The organism is Alteromonas sp. R7 (assembly GCF_055755235.1).
The window spans coordinates 640,313-665,488 of record NZ_JBVTQX010000002.1; the positions used below are offsets into that span (position 1 = coordinate 640,313).

General features: G+C 45.0%; 30 protein-coding genes. 22 read left to right on the forward strand and 8 right to left on the reverse strand.

All coding sequences use genetic code 11. The features are described from left to right. Window positions 1-97: 97 nt before the first annotated feature. From ftsB to rpoS, 8 genes are all read left to right on the forward strand, one after another. Window positions 98-388, forward strand: coding sequence for a cell division protein FtsB (gene ftsB, locus AC0J2X_RS05535; RefSeq protein ID WP_014948164.1), 291 nt, complete (start codon window positions 98-100; stop codon window positions 386-388). Between the two features lie 5 nt (window positions 389-393). Continuing rightward, the gene (gene ispD / locus AC0J2X_RS05540; RefSeq protein WP_472995841.1) at window positions 394-1,155 is read left to right on the forward strand and encodes a 2-C-methyl-D-erythritol 4-phosphate cytidylyltransferase; all 762 of its coding nucleotides are present in this window, start codon (window positions 394-396) and stop codon (window positions 1,153-1,155) included. Continuing rightward, window positions 1,155-1,628 carry a 2-C-methyl-D-erythritol 2,4-cyclodiphosphate synthase gene (gene ispF / locus AC0J2X_RS05545; protein WP_014948162.1) on the forward strand — a complete coding sequence of 158 codons (474 nt, stop codon included), beginning with the start codon at window positions 1,155-1,157 and terminating at the stop codon, window positions 1,626-1,628. The genes ispD and ispF overlap by 1 nt, the downstream gene beginning before the upstream one ends. Then, a complete protein-coding gene (truD, locus tag AC0J2X_RS05550; protein WP_278346860.1) occupies window positions 1,625-2,710 on the forward strand; it encodes a tRNA pseudouridine(13) synthase TruD in 1,086 nt (361 codons plus the stop codon). The genes ispF and truD overlap by 4 nt, the downstream gene beginning before the upstream one ends. Window positions 2,711-2,790: 80 nt before the next feature. Continuing rightward, window positions 2,791-3,426 carry a protein-L-isoaspartate(D-aspartate) O-methyltransferase gene (locus tag AC0J2X_RS05555; RefSeq protein WP_014948160.1) on the forward strand — a complete coding sequence of 212 codons (636 nt, stop codon included), beginning with the start codon at window positions 2,791-2,793 and terminating at the stop codon, window positions 3,424-3,426. After that, window positions 3,423-4,001 (forward strand): YqaA family protein, encoded by a 579-nt coding sequence (locus AC0J2X_RS05560; protein WP_278346859.1) that lies wholly within the window; start codon window positions 3,423-3,425, stop codon window positions 3,999-4,001. The genes AC0J2X_RS05555 and AC0J2X_RS05560 overlap by 4 nt, the downstream gene beginning before the upstream one ends. A gap of 31 nt (window positions 4,002-4,032) precedes the next feature. Further along, window positions 4,033-4,872, forward strand: a complete 840-nt coding sequence (locus AC0J2X_RS05565; RefSeq protein ID WP_278346858.1) for a peptidoglycan DD-metalloendopeptidase family protein — start codon at window positions 4,033-4,035, stop codon at window positions 4,870-4,872. 72 nt (window positions 4,873-4,944) lie between these two features. Continuing rightward, window positions 4,945-5,937: an RNA polymerase sigma factor RpoS gene (rpoS, locus tag AC0J2X_RS05570; RefSeq protein ID WP_278346865.1), complete on the forward strand. Its 993-nt coding sequence runs from the start codon at window positions 4,945-4,947 to the stop codon at window positions 5,935-5,937. 113 nt (window positions 5,938-6,050) lie between these two features. Here the strand turns inward: rpoS and folA are convergent, their stop codons facing one another. Beyond that, window positions 6,051-6,548 (reverse strand): type 3 dihydrofolate reductase, encoded by a 498-nt coding sequence (gene folA / locus AC0J2X_RS05575; protein WP_278346864.1) that lies wholly within the window; start codon window positions 6,546-6,548, stop codon window positions 6,051-6,053. A gap of 182 nt (window positions 6,549-6,730) precedes the next feature. On the opposite strand from folA, the gene AC0J2X_RS05580 reads away from it, so the two are divergent. The 4 genes from AC0J2X_RS05580 to AC0J2X_RS05595 all read left to right on the forward strand — a co-directional run bounded on the left by AC0J2X_RS05580 (window position 6,731) and on the right by AC0J2X_RS05595 (window position 8,164). Beyond that, the gene (locus AC0J2X_RS05580) at window positions 6,731-7,096 is read left to right on the forward strand and encodes a hypothetical protein (protein ID WP_278346857.1); all 366 of its coding nucleotides are present in this window, start codon (window positions 6,731-6,733) and stop codon (window positions 7,094-7,096) included. Between the two features lie 63 nt (window positions 7,097-7,159). Further along, window positions 7,160-7,366: a hypothetical protein gene (locus AC0J2X_RS05585; protein WP_014978232.1), complete on the forward strand. Its 207-nt coding sequence runs from the start codon at window positions 7,160-7,162 to the stop codon at window positions 7,364-7,366. A 12-nt stretch (window positions 7,367-7,378) separates the two neighbouring features. Then, window positions 7,379-7,876 carry a superoxide dismutase, Ni gene (gene sodN, locus AC0J2X_RS05590; RefSeq protein ID WP_278346856.1) on the forward strand — a complete coding sequence of 166 codons (498 nt, stop codon included), beginning with the start codon at window positions 7,379-7,381 and terminating at the stop codon, window positions 7,874-7,876. Between the two features lie 12 nt (window positions 7,877-7,888). After that, window positions 7,889-8,164, forward strand: coding sequence for a S24/S26 family peptidase (locus AC0J2X_RS05595; RefSeq protein ID WP_282765822.1), 276 nt, complete (start codon window positions 7,889-7,891; stop codon window positions 8,162-8,164). A 171-nt stretch (window positions 8,165-8,335) separates the two neighbouring features. Here the strand turns inward: AC0J2X_RS05595 and cgtA are convergent, their stop codons facing one another. From cgtA to rplU, 3 genes are all read right to left on the reverse strand, one after another. Next, window positions 8,336-9,514 carry an Obg family GTPase CgtA gene (cgtA, locus tag AC0J2X_RS05600; protein WP_472995842.1) on the reverse strand — a complete coding sequence of 393 codons (1,179 nt, stop codon included), beginning with the start codon at window positions 9,512-9,514 and terminating at the stop codon, window positions 8,336-8,338. Window positions 9,515-9,774: 260 nt separating this feature from the next. After that, complete coding sequence (rpmA, locus tag AC0J2X_RS05605; protein WP_012517170.1) at window positions 9,775-10,032, reverse strand: 50S ribosomal protein L27; 258 nt, start codon at window positions 10,030-10,032, stop codon at window positions 9,775-9,777. A 15-nt stretch (window positions 10,033-10,047) separates the two neighbouring features. After that, a complete protein-coding gene (rplU, locus tag AC0J2X_RS05610) occupies window positions 10,048-10,359 on the reverse strand; it encodes a 50S ribosomal protein L21 (RefSeq protein ID WP_012517169.1) in 312 nt (103 codons plus the stop codon). 776 nt (window positions 10,360-11,135) lie between these two features. On the opposite strand from rplU, the gene ispB reads away from it, so the two are divergent. After that, complete coding sequence (gene ispB, locus AC0J2X_RS05615; protein WP_171337569.1) at window positions 11,136-12,110, forward strand: octaprenyl diphosphate synthase; 975 nt, start codon at window positions 11,136-11,138, stop codon at window positions 12,108-12,110. Window positions 12,111-12,221: 111 nt separating this feature from the next. Here the strand turns inward: ispB and AC0J2X_RS05620 are convergent, their stop codons facing one another. The 3 genes from AC0J2X_RS05620 to AC0J2X_RS05630 all read right to left on the reverse strand — a co-directional run bounded on the left by AC0J2X_RS05620 (window position 12,222) and on the right by AC0J2X_RS05630 (window position 16,781). Continuing rightward, window positions 12,222-12,938: a ZIP family metal transporter gene (locus AC0J2X_RS05620; RefSeq protein WP_014948149.1), complete on the reverse strand. Its 717-nt coding sequence runs from the start codon at window positions 12,936-12,938 to the stop codon at window positions 12,222-12,224. A gap of 280 nt (window positions 12,939-13,218) precedes the next feature. After that, entirely contained in the window at window positions 13,219-14,550 is a 1,332-nt protein-coding gene (gene pepQ, locus AC0J2X_RS05625; protein WP_156077848.1) for a Xaa-Pro dipeptidase, read from the reverse strand. Between the two features lie 167 nt (window positions 14,551-14,717). Next, window positions 14,718-16,781, reverse strand: coding sequence for a transglycosylase SLT domain-containing protein (locus tag AC0J2X_RS05630; RefSeq protein WP_061439378.1), 2,064 nt, complete (start codon window positions 16,779-16,781; stop codon window positions 14,718-14,720). A gap of 495 nt (window positions 16,782-17,276) precedes the next feature. On the opposite strand from AC0J2X_RS05630, the gene fadB reads away from it, so the two are divergent. Further along, entirely contained in the window at window positions 17,277-19,427 is a 2,151-nt protein-coding gene (gene fadB / locus AC0J2X_RS05635; protein ID WP_283626865.1) for a fatty acid oxidation complex subunit alpha FadB, read from the forward strand. Window positions 19,428-19,445: 18 nt separating this feature from the next. Continuing rightward, window positions 19,446-20,609, forward strand: a complete 1,164-nt coding sequence (fadA, locus tag AC0J2X_RS05640; protein WP_015066159.1) for an acetyl-CoA C-acyltransferase FadA — start codon at window positions 19,446-19,448, stop codon at window positions 20,607-20,609. Window positions 20,610-20,690: 81 nt separating this feature from the next. On the opposite strand, the gene AC0J2X_RS05645 is transcribed toward fadA, so the two are convergent. After that, the gene (locus AC0J2X_RS05645; RefSeq protein ID WP_069943689.1) at window positions 20,691-21,659 is read right to left on the reverse strand and encodes an integron integrase; all 969 of its coding nucleotides are present in this window, start codon (window positions 21,657-21,659) and stop codon (window positions 20,691-20,693) included. Between the two features lie 300 nt (window positions 21,660-21,959). Between AC0J2X_RS05645 and AC0J2X_RS05650 the strand changes: the two genes are divergently transcribed. From AC0J2X_RS05650 to AC0J2X_RS05680, 7 genes are all read left to right on the forward strand, one after another. Continuing rightward, entirely contained in the window at window positions 21,960-22,157 is a 198-nt protein-coding gene (locus AC0J2X_RS05650; protein WP_334050411.1) for an addiction module protein, read from the forward strand. Continuing rightward, window positions 22,157-22,453, forward strand: coding sequence for a type II toxin-antitoxin system RelE/ParE family toxin (locus AC0J2X_RS05655; protein WP_334050410.1), 297 nt, complete (start codon window positions 22,157-22,159; stop codon window positions 22,451-22,453). The genes AC0J2X_RS05650 and AC0J2X_RS05655 overlap by 1 nt, the downstream gene beginning before the upstream one ends. 125 nt (window positions 22,454-22,578) lie before the next feature. Continuing rightward, complete coding sequence (locus AC0J2X_RS05660; RefSeq protein ID WP_159582046.1) at window positions 22,579-22,941, forward strand: hypothetical protein; 363 nt, start codon at window positions 22,579-22,581, stop codon at window positions 22,939-22,941. Between the two features lie 73 nt (window positions 22,942-23,014). Beyond that, a complete protein-coding gene (locus tag AC0J2X_RS05665) occupies window positions 23,015-23,416 on the forward strand; it encodes a hypothetical protein (RefSeq protein ID WP_472995843.1) in 402 nt (133 codons plus the stop codon). Between the two features lie 574 nt (window positions 23,417-23,990). Then, window positions 23,991-24,269, forward strand: a complete 279-nt coding sequence (locus tag AC0J2X_RS05670; protein WP_472995844.1) for a hypothetical protein — start codon at window positions 23,991-23,993, stop codon at window positions 24,267-24,269. A gap of 124 nt (window positions 24,270-24,393) precedes the next feature. Further along, window positions 24,394-24,672, forward strand: coding sequence for a hypothetical protein (locus tag AC0J2X_RS05675; protein WP_049587370.1), 279 nt, complete (start codon window positions 24,394-24,396; stop codon window positions 24,670-24,672). Between the two features lie 143 nt (window positions 24,673-24,815). Further along, entirely contained in the window at window positions 24,816-25,103 is a 288-nt protein-coding gene (locus tag AC0J2X_RS05680) for a hypothetical protein (protein ID WP_202942506.1), read from the forward strand. Window positions 25,104-25,176 lie beyond the last annotated feature (73 nt).

The window sequence follows — 25,176 nt, forward strand, 5'->3', positions numbered from 1 at the left end:
GCGCCTTTGACTCGACGCTGCTTCGCGGCATAATAAGACACAGCAGAGGCGAAGAGCCTCTGCTTTTTTCCGCTTAACCACATTGTCAGGTGAATCTGTGTTGCAAGGTAAATGGCTTCCCATTGTATTGATAGTACTGCTTGGTCTATTGCAATACAGGCTATGGTTTGGAAAAAATAGTATTCCCGATTACTTCAACCGAAAACAAGAAGTTCACTCTCAAGCCCTTCAAAATGCCAACCTCGCTCAGCGCAATGCCCTACTTAAAGCTGATATTAGCGATTTAAAAATTGGTTTAGAAGCCATTGAAGAAAGAGCCCGAAATGAACTCGGTCTGATCAAAAAGGGAGAAACCTTCTACCGTATTTTGCCCGCAGATTCTAAGTGAAGAAAATGACATCGCCCCGCGTTGTTGCGGTTATCCCCGCAGCCGGAGTTGGCAGCCGAATGCAGGCTGACCGCCCAAAGCAATACCTCACCTTAAATGGTAAAACCATTCTTGAACACACTATTGACGCGCTGCTACAGCATCCGTTAATCGATGACGTGATCGTAGCGATAAGCCCAGGTGACGCGTATTTTGATCAATATCGGTTACGTGAAAAACCCATTCGCGTTGTAGATGGCGGAAAGGAACGCGCTGATAGTGTATTGAACGGGCTTATGTCACTTGGCGAGAACGATTGGGCACTGGTCCACGATGCGGCCAGACCTTGTATCGAGGAGAGCGATATTTCCGCGCTGCTCGAACTAATAAACAGTGATGAGGTTTCTGGCGGTATTCTAGCTACCCCTGTTCGTGACACCATGAAACGGGTCAAGTCTTCGTCGAATGTGATTTCACACACCGAAGATAGAGAGGGTTTGTGGCACGCGTTAACGCCTCAACTTTTTCCAGCAACATTGCTAAAACGCGCGCTTCAAAATGGTTTATCACAGGGCGCGAATATCACAGACGAAGCCTCTGCCATGGAGCTTGAAGGCTACAAAGTTGCCATGGTAAGCGGAAGTCCGGCAAATATAAAAATAACGCATCCGGCCGATCTTCCTTTGGCAGAATTTTATCTTAAGCAAAAATTAAGCGCGCAAGGCCAGAACGCTCAAAACTACAGAGTTCAAAGCCACAGCGCAAAAAATCAAAAGGCACAATCATAATGCGAATTGGACACGGATTTGATGTACACAAGTTTGGCGGTGAAGGCCCCATCACAATAGGTGGCGTCAGTATCGACTATGAGCAAGGACTGTTAGCTCACTCAGATGGCGATGTATTACTACACGCACTGTGTGATGCAATGCTAGGTGCAGCAGCACTCGGTGATATTGGCAAGCACTTCCCTGACACAGACGACGCATACGCGGGTGCAGACAGCCGCGTGCTGCTGCGTCACGTTGTCAATGTAGTAAGGGAGAAAGGTTACCGCTTAAGTAATGCAGATATGACCATTGTGGCGCAAGCACCTAAGATGGCGCCGCATATTACTGCTATGCGTGAGATTATTGCCCAAGACTGCAACGTATCGCTTGACGATATCAACGTAAAAGCAACGACCACTGAAAAGCTAGGCTATACAGGCCGTAAAGAAGGCATTGCCTCTCACGCCGTTGTTCTACTGGAAAAATTATGAAGCCTTTACACACTGACCACTGGCAGTACTATTTCGCAAAACCTGTATCCACCGGTATTTTTAAATTCCAAGCCGACGATTTTCAAGTTGTAGAGGATTTGGGTTATACCCCTTGTGGTGAAGGCGAGCACCAGTTTGTATTTATTGAAAAAACCAATACCAATACCGCGTTTGTCGCTGAGCAGCTAGCCCGTTTTGTTAACCTTCCATTACGCCAAATTACCTATGCTGGTCGCAAAGATAAATACGCGGTAACGCAACAGTGGTTTGGTATTCACGCGCCGGGTAAGCCTGACTTCGACTTCAGCAACTTTGAACTGGAAGGCGTTAAAGTGCTTAAGCAAATGCGTCACAATAAAAAGTTGCGAACGGGTCAGCTTAAAGGCAATCACTTTACAATTACTTTGCGTCAGGTACTGCATCCTGAGGCCATTGAAGAGCGTCTTCAAGAAATTGAAAAACACGGTGTACCAAACTATTACGGCGAACAACGCTTTGGCGTAATGCGCTTAAATGACATGGGTGAAGTGCAGCGCGGTGGAAACCTAGTAATGGCCGAGCGAATGGTAAACGGTGAAACCATCAGACACCGCAACAAACGTTCCATGGCGCTTTCTGCACTGCGCAGCTGGTTATTTAATGAAATGCTTTCTGCACGCTTAGAAAAAGACGTATTCGACAAGGTCACTCACGGCGACGCGCTAGTGCTTTCAGGTTCTAACAGCTTTTTCATCAACGAAGGTTCCGACGGCTCTGAGCAGCAGCAAGACGCACAACGTCGTTTTAATGCCAAGGACGTATGCCCTTCAGCACCGCTGTGGGGTAAAGGAGCACTTGTTACGCAAGCTGACACACTCGCGCTTGAGCAATCTGTTGCAGAGCAAAATAGTGAAGTTATCGACTTTTTAAGCCAGTGCGGGTTCGAACAAGAGCGTCGTGCGATAAAAATTTGGCCTTCACAGCTTGAATGGCAGAGTAAGGGTGATACATTTACTATCTCTTTTGCGCTTCCAAGTGGCTGCTTTGCAACCTCAGTCCTTAGAGAGTGCGTGGAAACCTTGTCCCCAATTAACAGGGTGTAAAGAGTATTGAGAAAGCGTGGCGCGCAACAGACTAAACCTCGCGTGGCTGTAGATAAGAATAAAGGAAAGTACGCAACATCATGAGAGCTTCTAGAAAAGGAGACGCGTTAGCACAACTGCTTTATAACGAGGGAATACGTTCGCAAGCAGTATTGAACGCCATTGCTGGTACGCCGCGGGAAAGCTTTTTACCCGACGCGCTGAAACATAAGGCCTATCAAAATACGGCATTGCCAATAGGTCAAGGCCAAACCATTTCGCAGCCTTATATTGTTGCGAAAATGACAGAGCTGCTGCTAGATAGCCCTAATAAACCCGAAAAAGTGTTAGAAATAGGCACGGGTTCAGGTTATCAGACCGCTATTCTTGCGCAGCTTTTTGCCAAAGTATTCAGTGTTGAACGTATTAAATCATTGCAGTTCCAAGCGAAACGTCGAATGAATCAGCTCGACCTTCACAATATTGCAATGAAACACGGCGATGGTTGGAAAGGTTGGGCGTCCAAGGGCCCTTACGATGCCATTATTGTCACCGCCGCCGCTGCAAGTCTTCCACAGGATTTGTGCGATCAGCTTAAAGAAGGCGGACGGTTGATTATTCCCGTAGGTAACGAGCAACAATCGTTACTGTGTATTGATAGGATTGAAGGTGAACTAAAAACATCGACCATTGAATCGGTCCGATTTGTTCCCCTTGTAGCAGGAGAGCTAATGTGAAGCTTTTTGAGCCATGTTATGACATGGCGTTACGCTGGGCGAGACATCGTCACGCAACCAAATATTTGGGCGGGTTAAGCTTCTCAGAGTCGGTTTTCTTCCCTATTCCACCTGATGTTATGCTTGCGCCAATGGCACTGTCTCAGCCTGCTAGAGCATGGCAGTTCGCTTTTATTACGACCATCGCGTCGATTTTGGGCGGTATTGCTGGCTATTGGCTTGGTTACTTTGCTTTCGATGCTTGGCTGGCTCCGCTTATCGAGAGCTGGGGGTATACCCACAAAATAGACACGGCAATGCAGTGGTTTAAAGACTACGGCGTATGGGTAGTTTTTCTTGCTGGTTTCTCACCTATCCCTTATAAAATTTTCACCGTGAGTGCTGGCTTCTTGCAAATGGCCTTCTTGCCATTTGTACTGGCATCAGCTATTGGTCGAGGCGCACGCTTCTTTTTGGTCGCAGCACTTATGCGCTGGGGGGGCGCAGCCATGGAGCAAAAGCTAAGGCAGTATGTAGAAGTGCTTGGATGGGGAGTGGTCATCCTCGCAATATTCGCTTATTTACTATTGCGATGACATGCGTAGGCCCCACCTTCACATAGGAATTTTGTTATATATTTGTGTACTCATCGGGGGCTGCGCAGGAAGGAGTGCACCCGCTCCCGTCGTTTTATTAAATAGCCAAGTTTCAGATGGAAGCGAAGAATACACAAAAAAAACCTATAAAGTTCAACGGGGAGACACCCTCTATGCGGTGGCATGGTACACGGGAAATGACTATCGCGACTTAGCAAAATACAACCAATTATCAGCCCCTTACACCATTTTCCCTGGTCAAGTTTTAATCGTCACACCACCTTCGAATGTGGCTACAGCCCCCGTTATACGTAAGTCTAAGACCAATCAGTCAACAGCTCCGACCACATCAAATGTAGACAAAAGTTTGGTTGACCGCCCACAACCACAGGCGTATCGTGAAAGTGAAAAAGTTGTTAATCCACAAAATGTTACAACTGTCAAGAAGCCGTCACAAAGCGTCAAAAAACAAACACCGACGAGTTTCCCAGACAAAGTACAAGAGTGGGTGTGGCCTGCAGAAGGTAAGGTAGTTGGAACCTTCAGTAAGTCAGAGTCAGGCAACAAAGGTATTGATATCGCTGGTGCTAAAGGCAGTAAAGTCGTAGCGGCAGCAGATGGAAAAGTTGTTTACTCAGGTAGCGCACTAAGAGGTTACGGTAATCTGGTTATCATTAAGCATACAGATACCTTTCTAAGTGCCTATGCCTACAACGACACTATTTTAGTCAAAGAACGAGAATGGGTGTCGGCAGGGCAGCAAATTGCAACCATGGGTGACAGCGGAACAAATTCGGTAAAACTTCATTTTGAAGTTAGGTATAGAGGGAAATCATTAGACCCTATGAAATACCTGCCAGCATTAAAATAATAAAAATAAATAACAATAAAAAAAGATAAAGGAGAAACGTCATAAGGTAAACCTTGTAGCAGGAGATTCATGATGGGTAAGTCAAATAAAGCCTTAGAATCAACACCTCAAGATGATGTAGAAGTCATCGATATGCCAGCTGATATGAAAGCTGACGAAACCTTAGTTAACGACGCTGAACTAGAAAATGACGACGCCATTTTCAGTCAGGATGACCAACCTAAAAACCTGGATGCCACACAGCTTTATCTAGGAGAGATTGGTTTTTCACCACTGCTAACCGCAGAAGAAGAAGTTTATTTTGCGCGCCGCTCACTGAAAGGCTGCGAAGCCTCTCGTAAACGTATGATTGTAAGCAACCTTCGCCTTGTTGTTAAGATTGCTCGCCGTTATAACAACCGTGGGTTGGCACTTCTAGATTTAATCGAAGAAGGCAATTTAGGACTAATTCGTGCCGTAGAGAAGTTTGATCCTGAACGCGGATTCCGCTTTTCAACATACGCCACATGGTGGATACGCCAAACCATCGAACGCGCTATCATGAACCAAACGCGCACTATTCGTTTGCCTATTCATGTAGTGAAAGAACTAAACGTTTATTTACGTGCTTCTCGTGAACTTTCACAAAAGCTTGATCATGAGCCAACTGCAGAAGAAATTGCACTAGCGCTTGATAAGCCTGTGGAAGATGTCACTAAGATGTTGCGTTTAAACGAGCGCATTACCTCTGTCGATACACCTATTGGTGGAGAAAATGATAAAGCACTCCTCGACATTATTGCTGACGAGAAAGAGTTTAGCCCTGAGGAGAGCTTACAAGACTCAGATATCAAAAGTAATATTGTAACCTGGCTTGAAGAACTAAACCCTAAGCAACGCGAAGTACTTGCTCGTCGTTTCGGTCTTATGGGATATGAACCTTCAACACTTGAGGATGTGGGTGCTGAAATTGGCTTAACACGTGAACGTGTTCGTCAAATTCAAGTAGAAGCACTTCGCCGTCTTCGCGATATGTTGGGTCATCAGGGTCTTTCATTAGAGAACCTGTTCGACCAAATGAAGTAGCATCTACGCGCAACGCAAAAATAAAAGTGCCAGTGTTGTGAAGCTCTCAATTTTTGAGTTTCACAACACTGGCATTTTTTTATATTAAATTGGACCTAGTTCCAATCTCTCCGTTAGTTTCGAACGAGGGTAACGAATATGTAAGGGTGAGGATTTTTCTCATCGGCGTCATGTTCATCACGTGATACTTCCGTCCAACTTGCTGCCGCCTCATAGTCTGGGAACTGTGTATCTCCGTCAACAGTCAAATCAATATGTGTGAGATACAAAGTGTCAGCGCTATCTAAGAACGTTTGGTAAATAGTACCGCCACCGATAATCATTATTTCATCGTTGTCGCTGTTCTCTGCGCTTAGCGCTTTGGCTACCTCAATCGCTGACTCTGGTGAATCTACTACCGTCGCGTCAGATAAGCTGTAGTCAGTATTACTCGTTATAACAATGTTTGGCCTGCCAGGTAATGCCCTTCCGATTGACTCATAGGTTTTGCGGCCCATTATGACGGCTTTGCCTAAGGTGATCGCTTTAAAGTGTTTTAAATCAGCCGGTAAGTGCCACGGCATATCATTATCTGCGCCTATAATTCTGTTTTTCGCCATAGCAGCAATCATCGCTATCTTCATTTCATTACCTATAAAGCCGTTTTTATTGTTGAACCGCGGCAGTATATCAATATCAGCGACCAAATGTGTATTGGCTCAAAGGGTATAGCTTTAACACCCAACAAATAGAAACAGTTATCATTTGCATTATTATTTTAACTGTTCTAGTGTGTATACAGGAGGTCGCGACAATGCAAATAAACTATCTATGCCCTAAACACGCAGATTGGGTTTACAACAACCCAGAACAGGCCCTACACGTAATGGCGCGCGATGAAATGCAAGGCACAATGCTTATGCAAAGCGGTCAGTTCAGTGACGCAATTCCATACCTTGGCTGCGCGTTTGATATCGCCGTTATTCTGCTTGAGGTAGACGGTGGAGAAAACAGCGCAATGACAGCTAAGATTATGGGCTTAACAAGCTTGCTTGAAGAGACATACTTTCATCTGAAACTGCCTCACCACCGAAACGCAATTGTCGACAGAGCTCATACTGTCATCAGCGCCTCGAACAACATCGTGAACAGCAATGTACCACTGCGCTTCGCCGTGTAGTTGCAACGATACTTATGCGCCTAAGTACTTCACCTTACTTTTACTAACGCTTTAGGAGAATTCATGAAAGTTAACCTTAAACGCTCAGCTCTAATGCTATACGCCGCTGTATTTAGTTCAGGCGCATTCGCTCATGCAGGACACGATCATGAACACTGGACTAGCGGTGTTATGCATGCTCTGTTTTACGCCTCTCTTGTAGGCTGTGCAGCTGCGTGTGGCTTTGCGGCTTATAAATACTTCAACGCTAAAAAGCGCTCAGCAAAGTAAGGGGTACGAATTATGATTCATCAATTACTCTCAAAAATTCATGCCGTTAATCCCTTCCCTGCGGCTAGCGCACATTGCGACATTCCTTGCAAAATTTACGATCCATTTTCGGCGCAGTTGGCTGCGTTGAGTGTTATTCGCTTCGTAGACCTACTTAACGAACTTGCCGAAAAAGAAACACTTACGTTCGCAGATCAAGCGCAAATGAGCCGCCTAGTAGCAGAAAAGGAAACCCATGCAGAGAAAGTAAAGCAAGAAGTCAGGGTAATATGGGGCGATTACTTTAAAGCCCCTCAGTTTGAGAAGTTTCCAGATACTAACGAGCTGGTACATAAAATCATGCTGGCCGGTTCCGGGTGTAAGCAACACGTCAGCAGAGAAAAAGCTGAAGAGCTGCTTTCGTTAGTGAATGAATTTGCAGAGCGTTTCTGGGCAACCAAGGATGTCGCAACCAAAAAAGCAACGTGCCCCTATCCACCTTCTGAAGAAGTGGTTTATCCCGACCTATAAATGTTTAAAATTATGCGGGTCACGGGGAGCAGCATGTTGCCTTCTCTAAACGACGGTGACTTTGTCTGTGCAATGAGATGGCCTCTTAGGTGGCTGCGTAGTGGGCAAATCGTGGTTGTTAAAAGCAGCACTTACGGCGTAATTATCAAAAGGGTAGACCATGTTAACACCGACGGAACGTTTACCTTAACGGGCGATAACAAGGCCCACTCTGTAAGCCAAGGGGCCATGGGTAAGTTTACTCGCGCTCAATTGCTGGGAAAGGTTATCTATCATACCAGTGAGTAAGCCAGCACGATGAGGGTGCATTAGCCTAACCGCGTTACTTACAAAAAAGCTCGCACGTTGTCTTTGCAACGATGCGAGCTTTTTTTGTTCTAATTTGCTTTATAGCACTGGTTACCAGTAATTGTTTCGAAATCGACTGTCACTCAGCGATTGTTTCTCAACGACTGTTTCTCAGCGACGATACTCAACTTCCACGTCGTAATCGTCTTCGTCCCAGTCGTCATCATCGAGATCGTCACCTAAGCCGTCTTCGAATTCATCATGGGCTTCTAGTGTATTCTTGTGATAAGTGTCCCACTTGAATTCCACTTCTTTCTTCTCTTCTTCCTCTTCCAGTTCTGCTGGAAGGGTTTCGATGAAGTCCATAATGTCGTTGCATAAAGGATCTAGATTCATCTTTTGGAACGCAGATATTTGATAAACTGGACCTTCCCACTCTAATGCGTCAATAACATGCTGACAGCGCTCTTCGGCTTCTTCTTCAAGTAGCAAATCGACTTTATTAAATACCAACCAACGAGGCTTTTCTGCCAACTTAGGGCTGTATTTTTCAAGCTCTTCAATGATCGCTTTTGCGTGTTCGGCAGGATCGGTTTCATCAACAGGGAAAATATCGACCACGTGAAGCAAGATACGGCAGCGCTCTAAGTGCTTTAAGAAGCGTATGCCTAATCCAGCACCATCTGCAGCACCTTCAATCAAACCGGGAATATCAGCAACAACGAAGCTGCGCTGTGAGTCTTGACGAACTACACCTAAATTAGGCACAAGGGTGGTAAACGGATAATCAGCCACTTTAGGCTTAGCTGCCGATACAGAGCGGATAAAGGTTGATTTACCTGCGTTAGGCATACCAAGTAAGCCAACATCGGCGAGAAGCATAAGCTCTAGCTTAAGGTTGCGAATTTCACCTGGTGTACCGTTGGTTTTTTGACGTGGGGCACGGTTCGTACTGCTTTTAAAGCGGGCATTACCTAAACCGTGAAAACCACCTTGTGCTACTTTAAGCTTTTGACCATGACGAGTCAGGTCACCTAATACTTCGCCAGTATCACTATCAGTAGCACGCGTGCCAACAGGCACCATTACGGTGAGGTCTTTACCTTTCTTACCAATACAGTTGCCGCCTTGACCATTTTGGCCACGCTCAGCACGGTGAAAGCGCTCAAAGCGAAAATCGATCAATGTATTTAGGTTTTCATCGGCCTGTAAAAATACACTGCCGCCGTCACCACCGTCGCCACCGTCTGGGCCACCTTTAGGTACGTATTTTTCCCTTCTAAAGCCAATTGTACCGTTGCCGCCGTCACCGGCTTCAACGCGAATTTCAGCTTCATCTACAAATTTCATTTATCACTCCGGGCTGTAATGCCGTGGGTTATTAACTTATTTAATGCGAATACTAAGTTTACACCAAATTGCGCATCGGCGCTTTTGAGTCTACTCAGCATTCTAAAAAATTGAGAAGTAAAACCTTGCTCAGCGCTAATTCATTTTCAGAATATAATCGCTATTAATTAAGAACAGAAAAAGAAAGAAAGGTTTCACAAAACAAAAAACCCCGCAAGCGCGGGGTTTTTCTAAGCCTGTTCGGCGAGAAGCTTACGCGCTTACTCAGCTACGATGCTTACAAATTTACGGTTCTTCGGTCCTTTAACGTCGAACTGAACTTTACCGTCTTTTAGTGCAAACAACGTGTGGTCTTTACCGATACCCATGTTGTCACCAGCGTGGAAACGAGTACCACGTTGACGAACAATGATGTTACCAGCAAGAACAGATTCACCACCAAAGCGCTTAACACCTAGGCGTTTACTTTCTGAATCACGACCGTTTTTGGTACTACCACCAGCTTTTTTGTGTGCCATGTGTTCGTGCTCCTATTATGCGTTGATACCAGTGATTTTCACTTCTGTGAACCACTGACGGTGACCCGCTTGCTTACGAGAGTGCTTACGACGACGGAACTTAACGATTTTTACTTTATCGCCACGACCGTGTGTAACAACCTCAGCAGTCACCTTACCACCAGCAACGATTGGTGTGCCGATTTTTACGTCGTCACCGTTGCTTACCATTAAAACTTTGTCAAATTCAACCGTTTCGCCTGGGGCTACTTCGATTTTTTCAAGACGAACGGTTTGGCCTTCGGCCACACGGTGTTGTTTACCGCCACTTTGGAAAACCGCGTACATAGTTAACTCCGCTCTGCGTCCACTGACGCTTCAATTCAAAAAACAGGGCGCGAATTGTACGTGAAACATCAGTAAATCACAACCCCGATTCGCAGAAAAATAGATTATTTTTCCAACATGGGGCGAATTATGCCCCAATTGCGTATTTGATGCAGCTTCAAATGCCCAAAAACCGTTAAAAATTCACAAATTTTTTTGAAAAAACAGTAAAAATTTTTAGGTCGTATTAAATCAAAATGGAAATATTGATAGGTCAAATTACATAGAAATGCGATCCAAACAGCGCAAGATCACGCGAGTGAGATCGGCAAACGATCCCCAAATATGCATTGCGATCAGACTGCGATCGAGTTGTTGGATCCCACGAATTAGATCGTTTTTACGATTACTACTCCCCCACTTTGTATCTGTGACTTGGGGGCAATGCTACTCCCCTAATTGAGAAACAAAGTTGCTCTTAAACACTTCGTTTTCTTCGTACAAACGTCAAAAAATAGCGACTTAACAGGAAAAATTATCGAGAGCACCTATAATTGCATGTGATCGCATGATTAAGGGGGCGTACATGCGGCAAACCGCTAAACACGGAACAGAATTTATATGAAGAATGCAGCCCCACCTTTTTCACATCTGGTTTAACCGTATTTGAGGAATTACACGTAAATGCGTTAAGCCGTCATTTTTTAAGACAATTTGGTGGATAGTACAGATGATTAAGGTACAATCGCCACCAATAATTGCCCAAGACGTAAGAGTAAGTATTTATTGCCATGCCTATGGATATAGATCAAATCCGCGCCCTGTCTAATGATGATATGCAGGCGGTCAACCAGCTGATTCAACAACAAGTCGACTCTGATGTTGCCCTAATTAATCAGCTTGGTTTTTACATTGTAAACAGTGGCGGCAAGCGATTACGCCCACTTCTTACCGTGTTAAGTGCGCGGGCTATGGGAATAGACAACAACGATCACCATACCCTTGCGGCGATTGTTGAATTTATTCATACCGCTACCCTATTGCACGACGATGTGGTTGACGAATCGACCATGCGCAGAGGGCGAGAAACGGCCAATGCCATTTTTGGCAATCAGGCATCAGTGTTAGTGGGTGACTTTCTTTACACCCGTTCTTTCCAAATGATGGTGAGCCTTAAACGCATGCGCGTTATGGAAATACTGTCTGAAGCCACAAACCAAATTGCTGAAGGTGAAGTGTTACAGCTGATGAACTGTAACGATCCCAGCACTACAGAAGCACGTTACTTTGATGTTATTTATGGTAAAACGGCGCGTTTGTTTGAAGCTGCTACGCAGTTAGCGGCTGTGCTGACCGACCAAAATAAGCACATTGAACACGCTATGCAAGAATACGGCAAGCACCTAGGCACAGCCTTTCAGCTAGCTGACGATATACTTGACTACATGGCTGACAGTGAAGAAATGGGCAAGAATGCGGGCGACGACTTAGCTGAAGGTAAGCCAACTCTGCCATTACTTTACGCTATGTGGCACGCAAGAAATGACGACGACAAAGCGCTTATTCAAGAAGCTATTGAACAAAGCAATGGCCTACCACACTTGACGCGGATTCAAGGCATTATGGAAGAAACCGGTGCTTTGGACTACACACGTGAATGTGCGCAAAAAGAAGTACAAATGGCCATTAACAGCTTAAACGCTATTGAAGATTCTGAATATAAAGAGGCGTTAATCGCGCTGGCACATATTTCAATTGAGCGTACAAGCTAACTAGCAATAGATAACTAATTGTCGATAAGTGATATGAAAAGGCGTGTTGTAAGCAACACGCTTTTTTTATTGGCAATTACCAATTACGAAAACTAGCTAATTATTAAAAAGCTAGCCTTCGAGCATGAAACCTATCATCCCCACTAAAAAACCAAGAATACCGCCAAGCGGAGGAAGCCAATGGTTTTCCATACGAATTTGCGGTGCAATATCCTGAAACACCGAATAAAGTATTCCACCTGCGGCAAACAGCATTATACCGCTCATTACAACGGGGAACTGCGCTAGATAATAAAAGCCTAACAAGCTAAACAAGGGGCCAAGTAGCGCCATTAATACAAAGATAATAATGAGTTTGGTGCTGCGCTGCTTGTTCTTTGGCAACATTTCCCTATATGCATTAAACCCTTCTGGTAAGTTTTGAACTGCAATCAGTAGGCCTAATAACATGGTACCTCCGCCTAACGCTGCCGTAGTACCAAGTGCGATAGACTCAGGCACAAAATCACTGAGCATGGCGGCTAACTGGCTGCCTGCGGTTTTCTTTTTCGCCAAGTAAATATCAAGGGCCATAAAAGCTAAAGCACCGCCTACGAAGCACATTATGGCCGCAAATACCGATACGTCTTTTATGCCTTCAGGTACAAGTACAAGACCCACCGCCGAAATTAGCGCTCCTGCTCCTAACGCTAAAATACCATGGCGTAATTCTTTTTCTAGCCACTTAGGCTGAATGCCTTGGTAAGTCGCTAAAATAGCGCCAGCAGGCATCGCTAAGCCTGCTACTGTTGCCATTATTAATAAACCTACAATATCGCCTTGTGGCATAACGACTCCTTTCTAATCATTGCTTGTACATCTTCCTATTGATTACTACACACAGCACCATTGGTTTACAAATAATACCAGTCCGCATAGATAATTACCCACTCAGCGAGAGTTAAAATGTTCGTAATCGCGACGTGTTATCGCAGGTATAGTGGTTCTACATCAAGGTGACACAACAAGGAGTACGAACATTTTAAAAGCGCGTAATGAAAAAGAGCAGCTTAAGGCTGCTCTTTGCATTTATAACGATGGGTTGTGTTGGCTATACACAAAAAGTCGATTAATTTAAGTCCAAATCTCGGGTCATGTTCTCGTTCTTATCGCGATGCACAATAATGTTGTCTTCAATGCGAATGCCGCCAAACGGTTTGTATACATCAATGGTATCCCAGTTGATGTACTTAGACGCAGGCGTCGCTTTAAGGTCGCGCAGTAGACTATCGATGAAGTACAGGCCCGGCTCAATAGTGAACACTTGACGCGCTTCTACCATACGCGTGCAGCGTAAGAACGGGTGATCATCAGGAGCAGGCTTAGGCGTGCCTCTGTCATCATTAACCAATCCGCCCACATCGTGTACCTGCAGCCCCAAGAAATGGCCAATGCCATGTGGGAAGAACGTGCGTGTAATGCCCATTTCCACAATCTCAGGTGGCGTTAAATTCACCATGCCGGTATCGTGAAGAATTTGCGCAATACCATCGTGGGCTAACAAGTGAATGTCTGTGTAGGCTACACCCGGCTTTAACGAATCGACTAAGGTCAGCGTTACCTTATCTACCGCTTGAATGAGGTCGCGGAACATCGCTGAATTATGAACACCTTCTTGAGCGTAAGTACGCGTAATATCTGCCGCATAGCCATGATAATTTGCACCCGCATCAATCAGAAACGAACGTGATTCTTTTGGCGCTACGGTATCACACTGCATGTAATGCAGAATTGAAGCATGCTCGTTAAGTGCCACAATACTGGTATATGGTACGTCGTTGTCACCTTGTCGGCTTGCTGCGGCATAGGCAAGATTGATATCAAATTCGCTTTTGCCTTCACGGAAGGCTTGCTCAGCGGCCTTATGGCCTGCCACCGCCAGCTTGTTAGCTTCACGCATGCAGTCAAGTTCATAGTCGGTTTTATAAGCACGTTGATAGTGCAAATAGTGCAACACGCGGTCTGGATTTACATTGTCAAAACCCAACGCTTTTGCCACTTCAATATATTCGCCTACATAGGCAAAACGGCTTTTATCGTAAGGCAGAAATTTCTCTACCGCATCGGCCTGTTGAAGTAGTTTAATGTCGAAGCTGTCAGTCCAAAAGTCATTTGGCTCTGGTGGCACTTTGTGCCAGAAATCTTCAGGGCGATAGAAAATAAGCGTAGGCTTGTCTACACCGTTTACCACCAGCCAACAGTTAGGGTTATCAATAACAGGCACCCATGCTTTGAACTGCGGGTTTACCTTAAATGGGTAGTGATTATCGTCCAAGAAAAGACGTTTGCCCTGCCCTGAGTGAATAACTAGTCCGTCTAGCCCTTCTCGCTGTAGTGCTTCGCGAGTTCTAGCTTGAAGCTCTTCGATATGCTGTTGGTAGGTTGCTTTATGTTGCGACATAGCCCCTCTTATCTTTTTAGTCGTTAGTTAGCTACTAGTGTATCACGAGGCCAGCATGACATGCATACTGGCTCAGACCGCTGTGCTGTTGTATACGTTAAGTTTCCCATACTGGTAAAATAATAACGTAATGAAAGGCGTACCCGTATACGCATAACCTTTGATTGCTATCGCGGTGCTAGTTGCAGTGTACCTGTTACCGGATGTGTACTTACTGCATCTGCCGATGGGATCATATCGCGGGTAAGTTGAGGGAAGATATTCTCGTTTCCACCTAACTGCTGGTCGTAAATATGCTGATACGCCATCACCGCCTTCACGTAAGCACGGGTTTCTTTGTAGGGAATATTCTCAATCCAAATATCCACGGGCAGCGCTTCATTAGCAGGTAACCATTCCAACACTTTGCGCCAACCAGCGTTATAAGATGCGGACACCAGCACAGGGTTATTGTTTAACTTGTCCATTAAATAACGCAGGTACTGCACGCCGTATTCAACGTTATCGTCTACCTGAAAAAGTGTGTTACGACTTACTTTCTCTTTTGCTACATAACGCGCTGTTCCCGGCATAAGCTGCATGAGTCCTGCCGCTCCCACCGAAGAGATAGCATCGCTTCTAAACGAACTTTCGCGGCGTGCAATAGCCATAGCCAGCGACTTTGAAATGCTGTATGCCTGCGACTTTTCGCTGAATACATCGTTAAAGGCCAGTGGGAATCGGCGCTCGACATCATCCCAATAGCCACTTCGCGCAAAACTGGTAATAGCTTGATCGTACAAGCCCCACTCATACGCCAAAATGCCCGCATCGGTCACTTTCGATTCGGGTAAATGTGACAGTAAATAAAACCACTCACGGCGCGCTTCTGTGGTTCTGTCTAACCTGAAAAATTCAACAGAGCGTATGGTGGCAGGGGTTTTCGCCACACTGGCAATAGCTGCCGTGTCTCTTGGTGCTGGCGTGTGTGCAAGCGACGGAATTTCGCCTATGTGCGCACTTGCCATAAAGCCATAATAATGGCGTTCTTGAGAAAGCTCTTTATAAAGCACGGTAGCCTGCATAGTTTGACCAAGCGCTTCTAAAGCTCGGGCTTTCCAATAGCGATAGTTTTCTTCTCGCTGCAAACTGACAGGAGCGCTATCAATAACATTAACCACTTCCTGCCACTTTTTCGTGCGAAGCAAATGGGAAATATGCCAAAGCTTTACATCTTCACTGGCACCCTGCACATCAGCAAGTTCAAGCCAATGATGCGCTTGAGGAAGGCGGTCTAGCGTGTAGCTAAGCGCTATTGCTCTTCGCATAACGTGCTGCTGCGCTGGCGAGAACACGTTTTTGTCGTTGTAGCGGTTAAATACCGTGCCGGCTAAGTCAGGGTTTCGCCAAGCAAGTTTCTCGACCGCCCATACAATTACCTCAGCTTCATGCGATGCATTTTTTAGTGGAAAGAGCGCCGTTCTATTTACTCGGCCGGTGTCTCGGGTTACCGATAGCCACGCGTCAGCCAGGTATTGCTTATCACCGGGAAGTTGGCGCTTAAGATAAGAGATAATGCTTCGGTTATCTTCTTTCGCGGCAATCTCTATGCGCTTGATCACCATTTCGGGTGTCATCATGCCCGCTTTTTTCCACTTAGCAAAAAGCGGATCGCATTCATCCGGTTGCGACTGCCCGTGAAGCCATAAAGCGTCGACTTCGGACAAAATAGCTTGTTCGCTTTCACCTTCTTTTAAACGGTAATTAAGCGCAATACAGGTTAGCCTTGCGCCCATACCTGGGCGATAATTGTCTAAAAAAGTGCTGCGATAATCGTTCTTAGCAAGGTAATTAAGCCATTTATAACGCACACCGTAGCTTACCGGCTGACCATTGAAATCTTCCAGAAACTGCTTAACCTCGCGCTTTGTTCTTATTGACATCGTGCGCTCTAGCTTGAGTCTAAGTAGATAAGGATAAAGCGGATAATGCGCCAGTTCATAAATGTCGTTATCGAGGCGCTGAACGCTTCGCTTCGAATACGTTAACAGCTTTTTTTCAACTTCTAGATAACGAGCGCGATCCTTTTCGAAAATATCTTCGGGTAGTGTTAAAGGCTGTGTAGCCCATGCGCCGATAGAGAAAAATGAAGAGAGCGAGCAAACAAATGCCCCCACAACGGTGGCGAACAATTTATTGTTTTTTGTCAGCGAGCGCTGACCTAACCACGAACTAAAATAAAAACCAGACACAATAGAACTCCTACCCTGCTCTACACTCGAACGCTTATGAGCGCTGGCAAATTTGCCGAATCGAGCTGATTGTAAAATGTTGCTGAAAAAGCAGCATTGCGACTGATCCACTACGTTCGTTTGATAAACGAAGGGAAAATTTCAGCCTGGCTCCTTGCCAAAGAAGATGTTGTGCCAGCTGTCGTTAGCTATGCTTTACACACATAGTTGACATGATTGTAGATTATTCTTTTGCTGGATTGGCGCTTTGCGTCAATAACGCTCATTATACAACCACCAATGGCGAAATGAAGCTTGAATTCGATATTTACACTTGAATTTAAGTCATCCGACCACTACCTTAGACAAATTGAAACGCTTGTTTGATTTTTTGTTGAAATTTTGTGTGGCTTTGTAAAGAATCTAGCCACCCTAACGCGTTAGTGAATGCATACGACCCTACAAATTAGTTGGATTACTTCACTAACATCCTGGCCAATGCCGAAGGAGATGATAATGATATACACAGGCAAAAGTCTTTCCGTCAGCCTGTTAGAAGACGGCTTTGCTGAGCTGGTATTCGACGCCCAAGGTTCAGTAAACAAGTTCGACCGCCAAACGGTGAGTGAACTTGACGAAGCAACTCAAGCCCTAATTGCTAAAGGCGATGTTAAAGGCTTAGTGGTACGCAGTGCAAAACCTGCATTTATCGTGGGTGCTGATATCACCGAGTTCACTGGCCTATTCGCCATGGACGATGCAGAAGTACTACAGTGGGTTGCCAATACATCACAAGTATTCGACCGCTTCGAAGACCTACCTTTCCCTACCATCGCTGCAGTTAACGGCTTCGCTCTAGGTGGCGGCTGTGAAATGGCATTGGCGTGTGACATGCGTATTGCAGACACTACTGCTTCAATTGGTTTGCCAGAAGTTAAACTAGGCCTAATGCCTGGTTTTGGTGGTACGGTTCGTCTACCTCGCCTTATTGGTTCAGACAACGCCCTTGAGTGGATGACCACTGGCCGCGACAGAAAAGGCGCGAAAGCCCTTGCTGAAGGCGCAGTTGATGCCGTTGTTGCACCAGAAGCACTTGTTGAAGGTGCGCTTTCAATGGTGAAAGACGCCGCTGACGGTAAATTTGACTGGCAAGCGCGTCGTGCGGTTAAGAAAGCCCCACTACAGCTAAACAAAAACGAAGCCATGATGAGCTTCAGTACTGCTCAAGCTATGGTATTTGCGCAAGCTGGCAAACACTACCCAGCACCGCACAAAATGGTTGAGACTGTTCAAAAAGCAGCGGGCCTAGACCGTGAAGGTGCACTTAAGCTTGAAAATGAAGGCTTTGTAGCGTTAGCGAAAACAGACGCTGCGAAAGCGCAAATTGGTATTTTCCTTGCCGACCAGCTAGTTAAGAGCAAAGGCAAGAAGCAAGCAAAAGCAGCCACTAAGCAGTCTAAGCTTAACGCTGTTCTAGGTGCAGGCATCATGGGCGGCGGTATTGCATACCAAAGCGCAGTGAAAGGCACACCGGTAATCATGAAAGACATTAATCAAGGTGCACTAGACCTTGGTCTTTCAGAAGCGGCCAAAATTCTTGGTAAAGGTATGAAGCGCGGTAAAGTTGATGCGACTAAAATGGCGCAAACGCTTAACGCAATTACACCTACCCTTGAGTACAGCACGCTTAAAGATGCAGACCTTGTTATTGAAGCGGTTGTAGAAAACCCGAAAGTAAAAGGTATTGTACTTAAAGAAGTAGAAGACAATGTAGCGGACGACGCTATCATCACTTCAAACACTTCTACTATCTCTATCAATCAGCTAGCTAAAAGCTTAGACAAGCCAGAGCGCTTCTGTGGTATGCACTTCTTCAACCCAGTGCACCGCATGCCGCTTGTTGAAATTATTCGTGGCGAAAAAACGTCAGAAGAAACCATCAACGCAGTAGTAGCCGCTACCCTTAAAATGGGCAAAACCCCAATTGTGGTTAACGACTGCCCAGGGTTCTTGGTAAACCGCGTATTGTTCCCGTATTTTGCGGGCTTCAGTAAGCTTCTTATCGACGGCGCTGACTTTGTTGCTGTTGATAAAGTAATGGAAAAAATCTTCGGCTGGCCAATGGGCCCGGCTTACCTAATGGACGTTGTAGGTATCGACACAGGCGATCATGCAGCAGACGTAATGGCAGCAGGTATTCCAGAGCGTATGGCTCGCCTAGACAACGACCCAGTAACCCTGTTCTACAAAGAAGAGCGTTTAGGTCAGAAAAACGGTAAAGGTTTCTACAACTACGGTGTTGATAAGCGCGGTAAGCCTAAGAAAACACCTGCTGAAGAAGCATATGCACTAATGGCGCCACACGTAGCTGAGAAGACAGACTTTGAAGCTGACGACATTATTGCACGCCTTATGATCCCTATGGCAAACGAGGCAATTCGCTGCCTAGAAGAAGGAATTGTAGACAGCGCAGCTGAAGCAGATATGGCGCTACTTTACGGCTTAGGTTTCCCTCCATTCCGCGGTGGTATTTTCCGTTGGATTGAAACCATTGGCTTGGCGAACTTTGTTGCTATGGCAGACAAGTACGCTGAACTTGGTCCTATTTATCAGATCTCAGACGGCGTTCGTGAAATGGCCGCTTCTGGTAAATCCTATTTCGCATAAGACCCGGAGGAAAAACTAATGAAAGAAGTGGTCGTAATCGATTGCGTACGTACCCCTATGGGTCGTTCAAAAAACGGTGTTTTCAGAAATGTGCGTGCAGAAGACTTATCTGCTGCGCTAATGACCGCGCTACTAGAGCGTAACCCTGGCGTAAACCCAGCGGAAATTGAAGACATCATTTGGGGCTGTGTTCAGCAAACTAAAGAACAAGGCTTCAACGTTGCACGTAACGCGCAACTACTCACAAAAATTCCACGCACAACAGGCGCGGTAACGGTTAACCGTTTATGTGGTTCATCAATGCAAGCCCTTCACGATGCAACAAGCGGCATCATGAGCGGTCGTGGTGACATTTACATGATTGGTGGTGTTGAGCACATGGGTCACGTACCGATGAACTACAACATCGACTTCCACCCTGGTCTTGCTAAGTACACCGCGAAAGCGTCGGGCATGATGGGTATGACAGCCGAGCTACTTGGCCGTCAAAACGGTATTACTCGTGAGCAACAAGACGCATTCGGTGCGCGTTCGCACCAGCTAGCGCACAAAGCACACCTTGAAGGCCGCTGGGCTAACGAGATTGTGCCTGTTGAAGGTCACGATGCAAACGGCGTATTAAAGCTAATTGACTACGATGAAGTAGTTCGCCCAGAGAGCACTGCTGAGAGCATGGCGGCACTTCGCCCAGTGTTCGACCCAGTAAACGGTACTGTTACTGCGGGTACATCTTCTGCGCTGTCTGACGGTGCATCAGGTATGCTACTTATGTCAGCAGACCGTGCGAAAGAGCTTGGCCTAACGCCTCGTGCGAAAATTCGCTCGATGGCTGTGGCGGGTTGTGATGCGGCAATTATGGGTTACGGCCCAGTGCCAGCAACACAAAAAGCGCTTAAGCGCGCTGGCCTTACTATGGACGATATTGAACTTGCTGAGTTTAACGAAGCGTTCGCAGCACAGGCGCTATCTTGTATTAAGCAGCTTGGTTGGATGGACCACCTAGATACTAAGATTAACCTTAACGGTGGTGCGATTGCACTTGGTCACCCACTAGGTTGTTCTGGTTCGCGTATCTCGGGTACGCTTATCAACCTAATGGAATCACAAGACGTAAGCCTAGGCTTAGCGACTATGTGTATTGGTTTAGGCCAAGGTATTGCTACTGTATTTGAGCGTGTATAAGCGTTTAAATAAGCGCTTTTAAAGCTAAATATTGAAAAGGGCCTTCGGGCCCTTTTTTGTTGATTCTAATTACTTTTCAGATTACTTCAAAATACGAGATAAAGGACTTATCACCCCCTGCGCACCTTGCTGAAGCACGTGAGTATAAATTTGCGTGGTCTTTACGTCTGAATGACCTAACTGTGTTTGCACCGTTCTAATATCAGCGCCCGATTGCAGCAAATGCGTTGCAAAAGAGTGGCGCAGCGTATGAGGCGTAACTTTCTTTTTAATGTCACAAGTTTTTGCCGTGTTCCGTATTGCTTTTTGTATACTCGATTCATCAATATGATGTCGTCGCACTCTTTTGCTTTCAGGATCGACAGATAATCGAGAAGAAGGAAATAAATAATGCCAGCCTAACTCTCTGGGCGCGTTTTTGTATTTCAAACGTAATCGGTGAGGTAGATAAACGCCTGCGTATTTTGGATTTTCTAAATCAGCCGCCAAGAAGTTTTCTACCATAGCGATTTGCCGTGTAAGACCCGGTTTTAATTCCGCAGCCAACGTTACAATGCGATGTTTACCGCCTTTCCCATCCCAAATGCGAATAGCGTTGTAGTCAAAATCAATGTCTTTAACTCGTAGCCTAACCGCTTCCATTAACCGCAAACCACTTCCGTACAATAAAGATATTGGTAACTTTAGGTTGGCAGGAATTTGCTCAAAAAGAGAAACGACCTCTTCCTGCGTTAATACAACTGGAAGCTTGGCTTGCCTACGACTTGAAACAAAGTTGAGTTCGCATGAAAGTGGGCGCTCTAATATATCGCGATATAAGAACGCCAATGCATTTAACGCACTCGCCTGAGTGGCCGGCGCCACATTTTTAGCGTTAACTAGGTGAGACAGAAACACTTCAACTTCTTTGTCTCCCATTTCAGATGGGTGCTTATTATTATTGAAGCGAATAAAGCTAATTATCCATTTACTATAGAGTTCAATCGAACGCTTCGCATAGCGACGGTTGCGCATATGCTCAATCACCATTTGCATGAACATTGATTTCATTTTTTTGATTTTAATTACTGTAAATAAATACAGAATTGCGGTTTTTGACTCGTCCGTAAAATAAAAAGGAAAGATTCCGTACTTAAGTACAGTATTTTCAGATACTAAGTGTAGGTTATTGATGGAAGTGTATTTACGTGCGAAAGTGGCAAAACTATAAATGTGATATATGGAAACTATCCACTTTGCATAAAGGATTTTTTCCTTACACTAAATTGTTAGCTGCTTCAATGAAATCGAAATGCCTTTTGTCTAATAAACAATTATACTTGTAGTACTAGATATATAAGGAGACCCGCTATGAAAATAGAGAACCTCTCAGCTATAGAAAAAGTTGAACTCGCCCAGAGAATTTGGGACTCAGTAGCTGCTGAACAAGAATCTATTGAATTATCAAAAGAGCAAATTCAGCTTCTTAACGATAGGCTAAAGTCCTTTGAAGCTGACCAAAACTTTGGTTCAAGTTGGAGCGACGTTAAGAGCAGAATCACTGGCTAATGAAATTTATTTTATCTATCAGACCGGAAGCAGAAGAAGATATTAAAGAGGCATATTCTTATTATCAACAATGCCAAGCTGGGCTAGGAAATGATTTTATTGCCTCTGTAGAATCAGCATTGATTAACATCACAGAAAACCCAGAGATTTACCAGAAAGTGTACCGGGATTTTCGTCGCGTACTCATCGAGCACTTTCCATTTGGTATTTTTTACAAAATGTTTGACACTAAAGTTCTGGTATTTGCTGTTATGCATACAAGCAGGGCACCAAGAACGTGGCAAAAACGCAGCTAACAAAACGCTGTTGGCACTCCCTTCGGTCGCTGGGACGCTAACACGTGGGCTGACTCACTTCGTTCGGATTTTAGCCCACGTGCTAGCGCCCCAAAGCTTAGCGTTAGGTGCTAAAAGGAAAAATTATGAAATCATGGAATGAATTAACTAATCTACAACGCGCAGTTATCGGTATCGCAATGGTTGTTGCGGCGGCAGTTTTGCCAGAGATAGCCTTCTTAGTTCAATTAGGTGGTATGGAAGTCGCATTTGCTCTCGTTTTTGCTAGCCTAGCTCCCATCATTTCTTGGTTCTCAACAAAATACCAAGCAATTAAAGAATGTTTACAAACCTCAATAGTGGCTTTGAGACATAGTGCATCTGCTAAACCTTCCGTTTTCTTCGTACAAGCTTCTTTTTGTGCAGCCGCACTTCTATTTACAAGTTCGGGCTTATTGGCTTTTTACTTTTTTATGCCTAGTATGCTGCTAAATGGGGTCTTGGCGTGAGCGCACCTAACAAGCCAATAAACGCACTCACTTCGTTCGCTGGGACGCATACACGCGGGGCGGCTTCGCCATTATGCCCCACATGTCTGCGCCCGTTATTGAAAAGTTATACGCCATGATGAAATACTGTTGCTGCAACTGCCATATTAAGTTTCCTTGCAAAGGTGCTGTAGATGGATACAAGCTGGGCTTTAATAAAGGTTTTTTGTGCCCCTCCTGCAAAGCGAACTTAACAGAATTGTTTCTTAGTGGTGGCAAGAAAAAAGTGGAATTTGATAGTAAAGCTCATGAAAAGTGGATGTCTTTGTCAGGTTTAGTTGGCATTGTCACTTTCATAACATTGTTTGTTGTTTCCGACGGCTCTTGGATAACTTTCTTCGTTACACTTGGTGTCATTATTTCTTATTTTCTATGCGGTCATTGGCTATGGGGTTTTACACCATATCCAAATGTTATTAGCACAAAAAAGCTATGAAAGGTTGTTCTGACTTGGCGTATAACAAAAAAATCATGTCGCCCGCAGGCGGGCTGGGACACAAACAGGCAGGCGGCTTCGCCATTGTAGCCTGCCTGTTTGTGCCCCATATTTAAAAGTTATAAGGCGTCAGCCTAAACTGCGTTTGGCTCTATAAAAATTCCAGTAGAACTACCCTCACCTGTTTTCATTAGCATCGCTCTGGCTTGTGGTAGGTTAATCCGTCGCTTTCAACTCCAAGGTGGTGTAATAGACGCTTTATCGCCAAGGTATTAGTTGAACCTCGCAAGCGCCATTACACTCGATAGTCCTACTGGCGGCTAGCTTCTGTCAAATCAAAACCTTTATTGCACCGTCGTTTTGCTTGTTTGTGTTAACAATCAATCGTATGCTGGCTTCATTAGTTTTTAAACAGACCAAAGGAAATGGCTCTGCTTATAACAAGGCGCTTAAGACCACTCCCTTCGGTCGCTCGGACGCATTTACGCGGGGCGGCTTCGCCATTATGCCCCACGCAAATGCGCCGCTTAGCTTAATGTTATATTTAAAGGTACATTAACCAAGGAAGTTTAAATTGAAACCATTTTCCTCAGTTGAATCTCGCAATTTTAATACATTGCTTTTAGTTTCCAGAATAGCTGCTACTTTTTCGTTTTTATTACTTATTTTAGGAGTAGGCGTAACGCTGTGGACGTCCTTCACCGAATCACTTCCAAATGCAATTACATTCATGCCTATAATTGTTTGGTCAATTTTAATCTTTTTGTTTGCTGGCATTATTGCTGTGCTTGTCTCAATAGAGGAGCATTTAAGAATGCAAGAAGTACGCGATGTAAGAAACGGCAAAATATAACAAAAAAATTAAGTTCGCCCGCTGCGCGGGCTGGGACACAAACATGTGGGCTGCTCACTTCGTTCGGATTTTAGCCCACACGTCTGCGCCCCTTATTTAAAAGTTAAGTGCCAAGTGGACAGTTATGAATCCAGTCTCTTTTTTAGAAAAGCTTCGCGAACAGTATATTGCTACTGAAGATGACGACTTGCTTTTCACCAACAAAGAATGTGCTCTTGGTAGCACTATTTATCGGTTGAATTGCTGGAAGGATTTTCATGGCAAAGATAGCGTTGTTGTTTTTGAGCTAAAGGAAAAAGGGTGGCTAGTCTCTACGAGTACCTGTTTAGGCATTCGATACTCCGAAACACAAGACATTTTGCTTTTAAGTGAACAGCAATTGTGGGACATAGGTATTCCCTAGCATGGCACCTAACAAAAAAATTAAGTTCGCCCGCTGCGCGGGCTGGGACGCATACATGCGGGCCGGCTTCGCCATTATGCCCCACATGCTTGCGCCCCTTATCTAAAAGTTATGTGTCATCAGATACTTAGGAATCTATCGTTATGGAAGAGTCAGATATTAAAAAGTTTCAAGACGCTAAAAGAGGCTTAGTTGGTCTAAAGCTTTCTTCATTTGTCTTGCTTTTAGTCAGTGTGTTTTTGCCATTTTCTCATTCTCTAGGTATTTCACAGCATTTGATTTATTTTGTTCCTGGACTTGCTGTTTTTGTTTTTGTCGGTATTTGGGGTGGCTATAAAGGCGTTTCACACCAAGATCTCTTAAACATAATTGAGCGACAAATAGCTAGAGATCCAAAAGCAATTCAGAGGTTGTCTAAACGTGACACATAACACATATGAGCCTCCGGGCTGTCAATGAAAAAAGATAGTCCTTTGACCACTATTTCAAGATCAATACCGTTGC

Bases quoted from the DNA above. Each gene is read 5' to 3' on its own strand.
- ispD (WP_472995841.1), top strand. From the start codon at position 394: ATGACATCGCCCCGCGTTGTTGCGGTTATCCCCGCAGCCGGAGTTGGC.
- ispF (WP_014948162.1), top strand. From the start codon at position 1,155: ATGCGAATTGGACACGGATTTGATGTACACAAGTTTGGCGGTGAAGGC.
- truD (WP_278346860.1), top strand. From the start codon at position 1,625: ATGAAGCCTTTACACACTGACCACTGGCAGTACTATTTCGCAAAACCT.
- AC0J2X_RS05555 (WP_014948160.1), top strand. From the start codon at position 2,791: ATGAGAGCTTCTAGAAAAGGAGACGCGTTAGCACAACTGCTTTATAAC.
- rpoS (WP_278346865.1), top strand. From the start codon at position 4,945: ATGGGTAAGTCAAATAAAGCCTTAGAATCAACACCTCAAGATGATGTA.
- folA (WP_278346864.1), bottom strand. From the start codon at position 6,548: ATGATTGCTGCTATGGCGAAAAACAGAATTATAGGCGCAGATAATGAT.
- AC0J2X_RS05580 (WP_278346857.1), top strand. From the start codon at position 6,731: ATGCAAATAAACTATCTATGCCCTAAACACGCAGATTGGGTTTACAAC.
- AC0J2X_RS05585 (WP_014978232.1), top strand. From the start codon at position 7,160: ATGAAAGTTAACCTTAAACGCTCAGCTCTAATGCTATACGCCGCTGTA.
- sodN (WP_278346856.1), top strand. From the start codon at position 7,379: ATGATTCATCAATTACTCTCAAAAATTCATGCCGTTAATCCCTTCCCT.
- AC0J2X_RS05595 (WP_282765822.1), top strand. From the start codon at position 7,889: ATGCGGGTCACGGGGAGCAGCATGTTGCCTTCTCTAAACGACGGTGAC.
- cgtA (WP_472995842.1), bottom strand. From the start codon at position 9,514: ATGAAATTTGTAGATGAAGCTGAAATTCGCGTTGAAGCCGGTGACGGC.
- rpmA (WP_012517170.1), bottom strand. From the start codon at position 10,032: ATGGCACACAAAAAAGCTGGTGGTAGTACCAAAAACGGTCGTGATTCA.
- rplU (WP_012517169.1), bottom strand. From the start codon at position 10,359: ATGTACGCGGTTTTCCAAAGTGGCGGTAAACAACACCGTGTGGCCGAA.
- ispB (WP_171337569.1), top strand. From the start codon at position 11,136: ATGGATATAGATCAAATCCGCGCCCTGTCTAATGATGATATGCAGGCG.
- AC0J2X_RS05620 (WP_014948149.1), bottom strand. From the start codon at position 12,938: ATGCCACAAGGCGATATTGTAGGTTTATTAATAATGGCAACAGTAGCA.
- pepQ (WP_156077848.1), bottom strand. From the start codon at position 14,550: ATGTCGCAACATAAAGCAACCTACCAACAGCATATCGAAGAGCTTCAA.
- fadB (WP_283626865.1), top strand. From the start codon at position 17,277: ATGATATACACAGGCAAAAGTCTTTCCGTCAGCCTGTTAGAAGACGGC.
- fadA (WP_015066159.1), top strand. From the start codon at position 19,446: ATGAAAGAAGTGGTCGTAATCGATTGCGTACGTACCCCTATGGGTCGT.
- AC0J2X_RS05645 (WP_069943689.1), bottom strand. From the start codon at position 21,659: ATGAAATCAATGTTCATGCAAATGGTGATTGAGCATATGCGCAACCGT.
- AC0J2X_RS05650 (WP_334050411.1), top strand. From the start codon at position 21,960: ATGAAAATAGAGAACCTCTCAGCTATAGAAAAAGTTGAACTCGCCCAG.
- AC0J2X_RS05655 (WP_334050410.1), top strand. From the start codon at position 22,157: ATGAAATTTATTTTATCTATCAGACCGGAAGCAGAAGAAGATATTAAA.
- AC0J2X_RS05660 (WP_159582046.1), top strand. From the start codon at position 22,579: ATGAAATCATGGAATGAATTAACTAATCTACAACGCGCAGTTATCGGT.
- AC0J2X_RS05665 (WP_472995843.1), top strand. From the start codon at position 23,015: ATGCCCCACATGTCTGCGCCCGTTATTGAAAAGTTATACGCCATGATG.
- AC0J2X_RS05675 (WP_049587370.1), top strand. From the start codon at position 24,394: ATGAATCCAGTCTCTTTTTTAGAAAAGCTTCGCGAACAGTATATTGCT.
- AC0J2X_RS05680 (WP_202942506.1), top strand. From the start codon at position 24,816: ATGGAAGAGTCAGATATTAAAAAGTTTCAAGACGCTAAAAGAGGCTTA.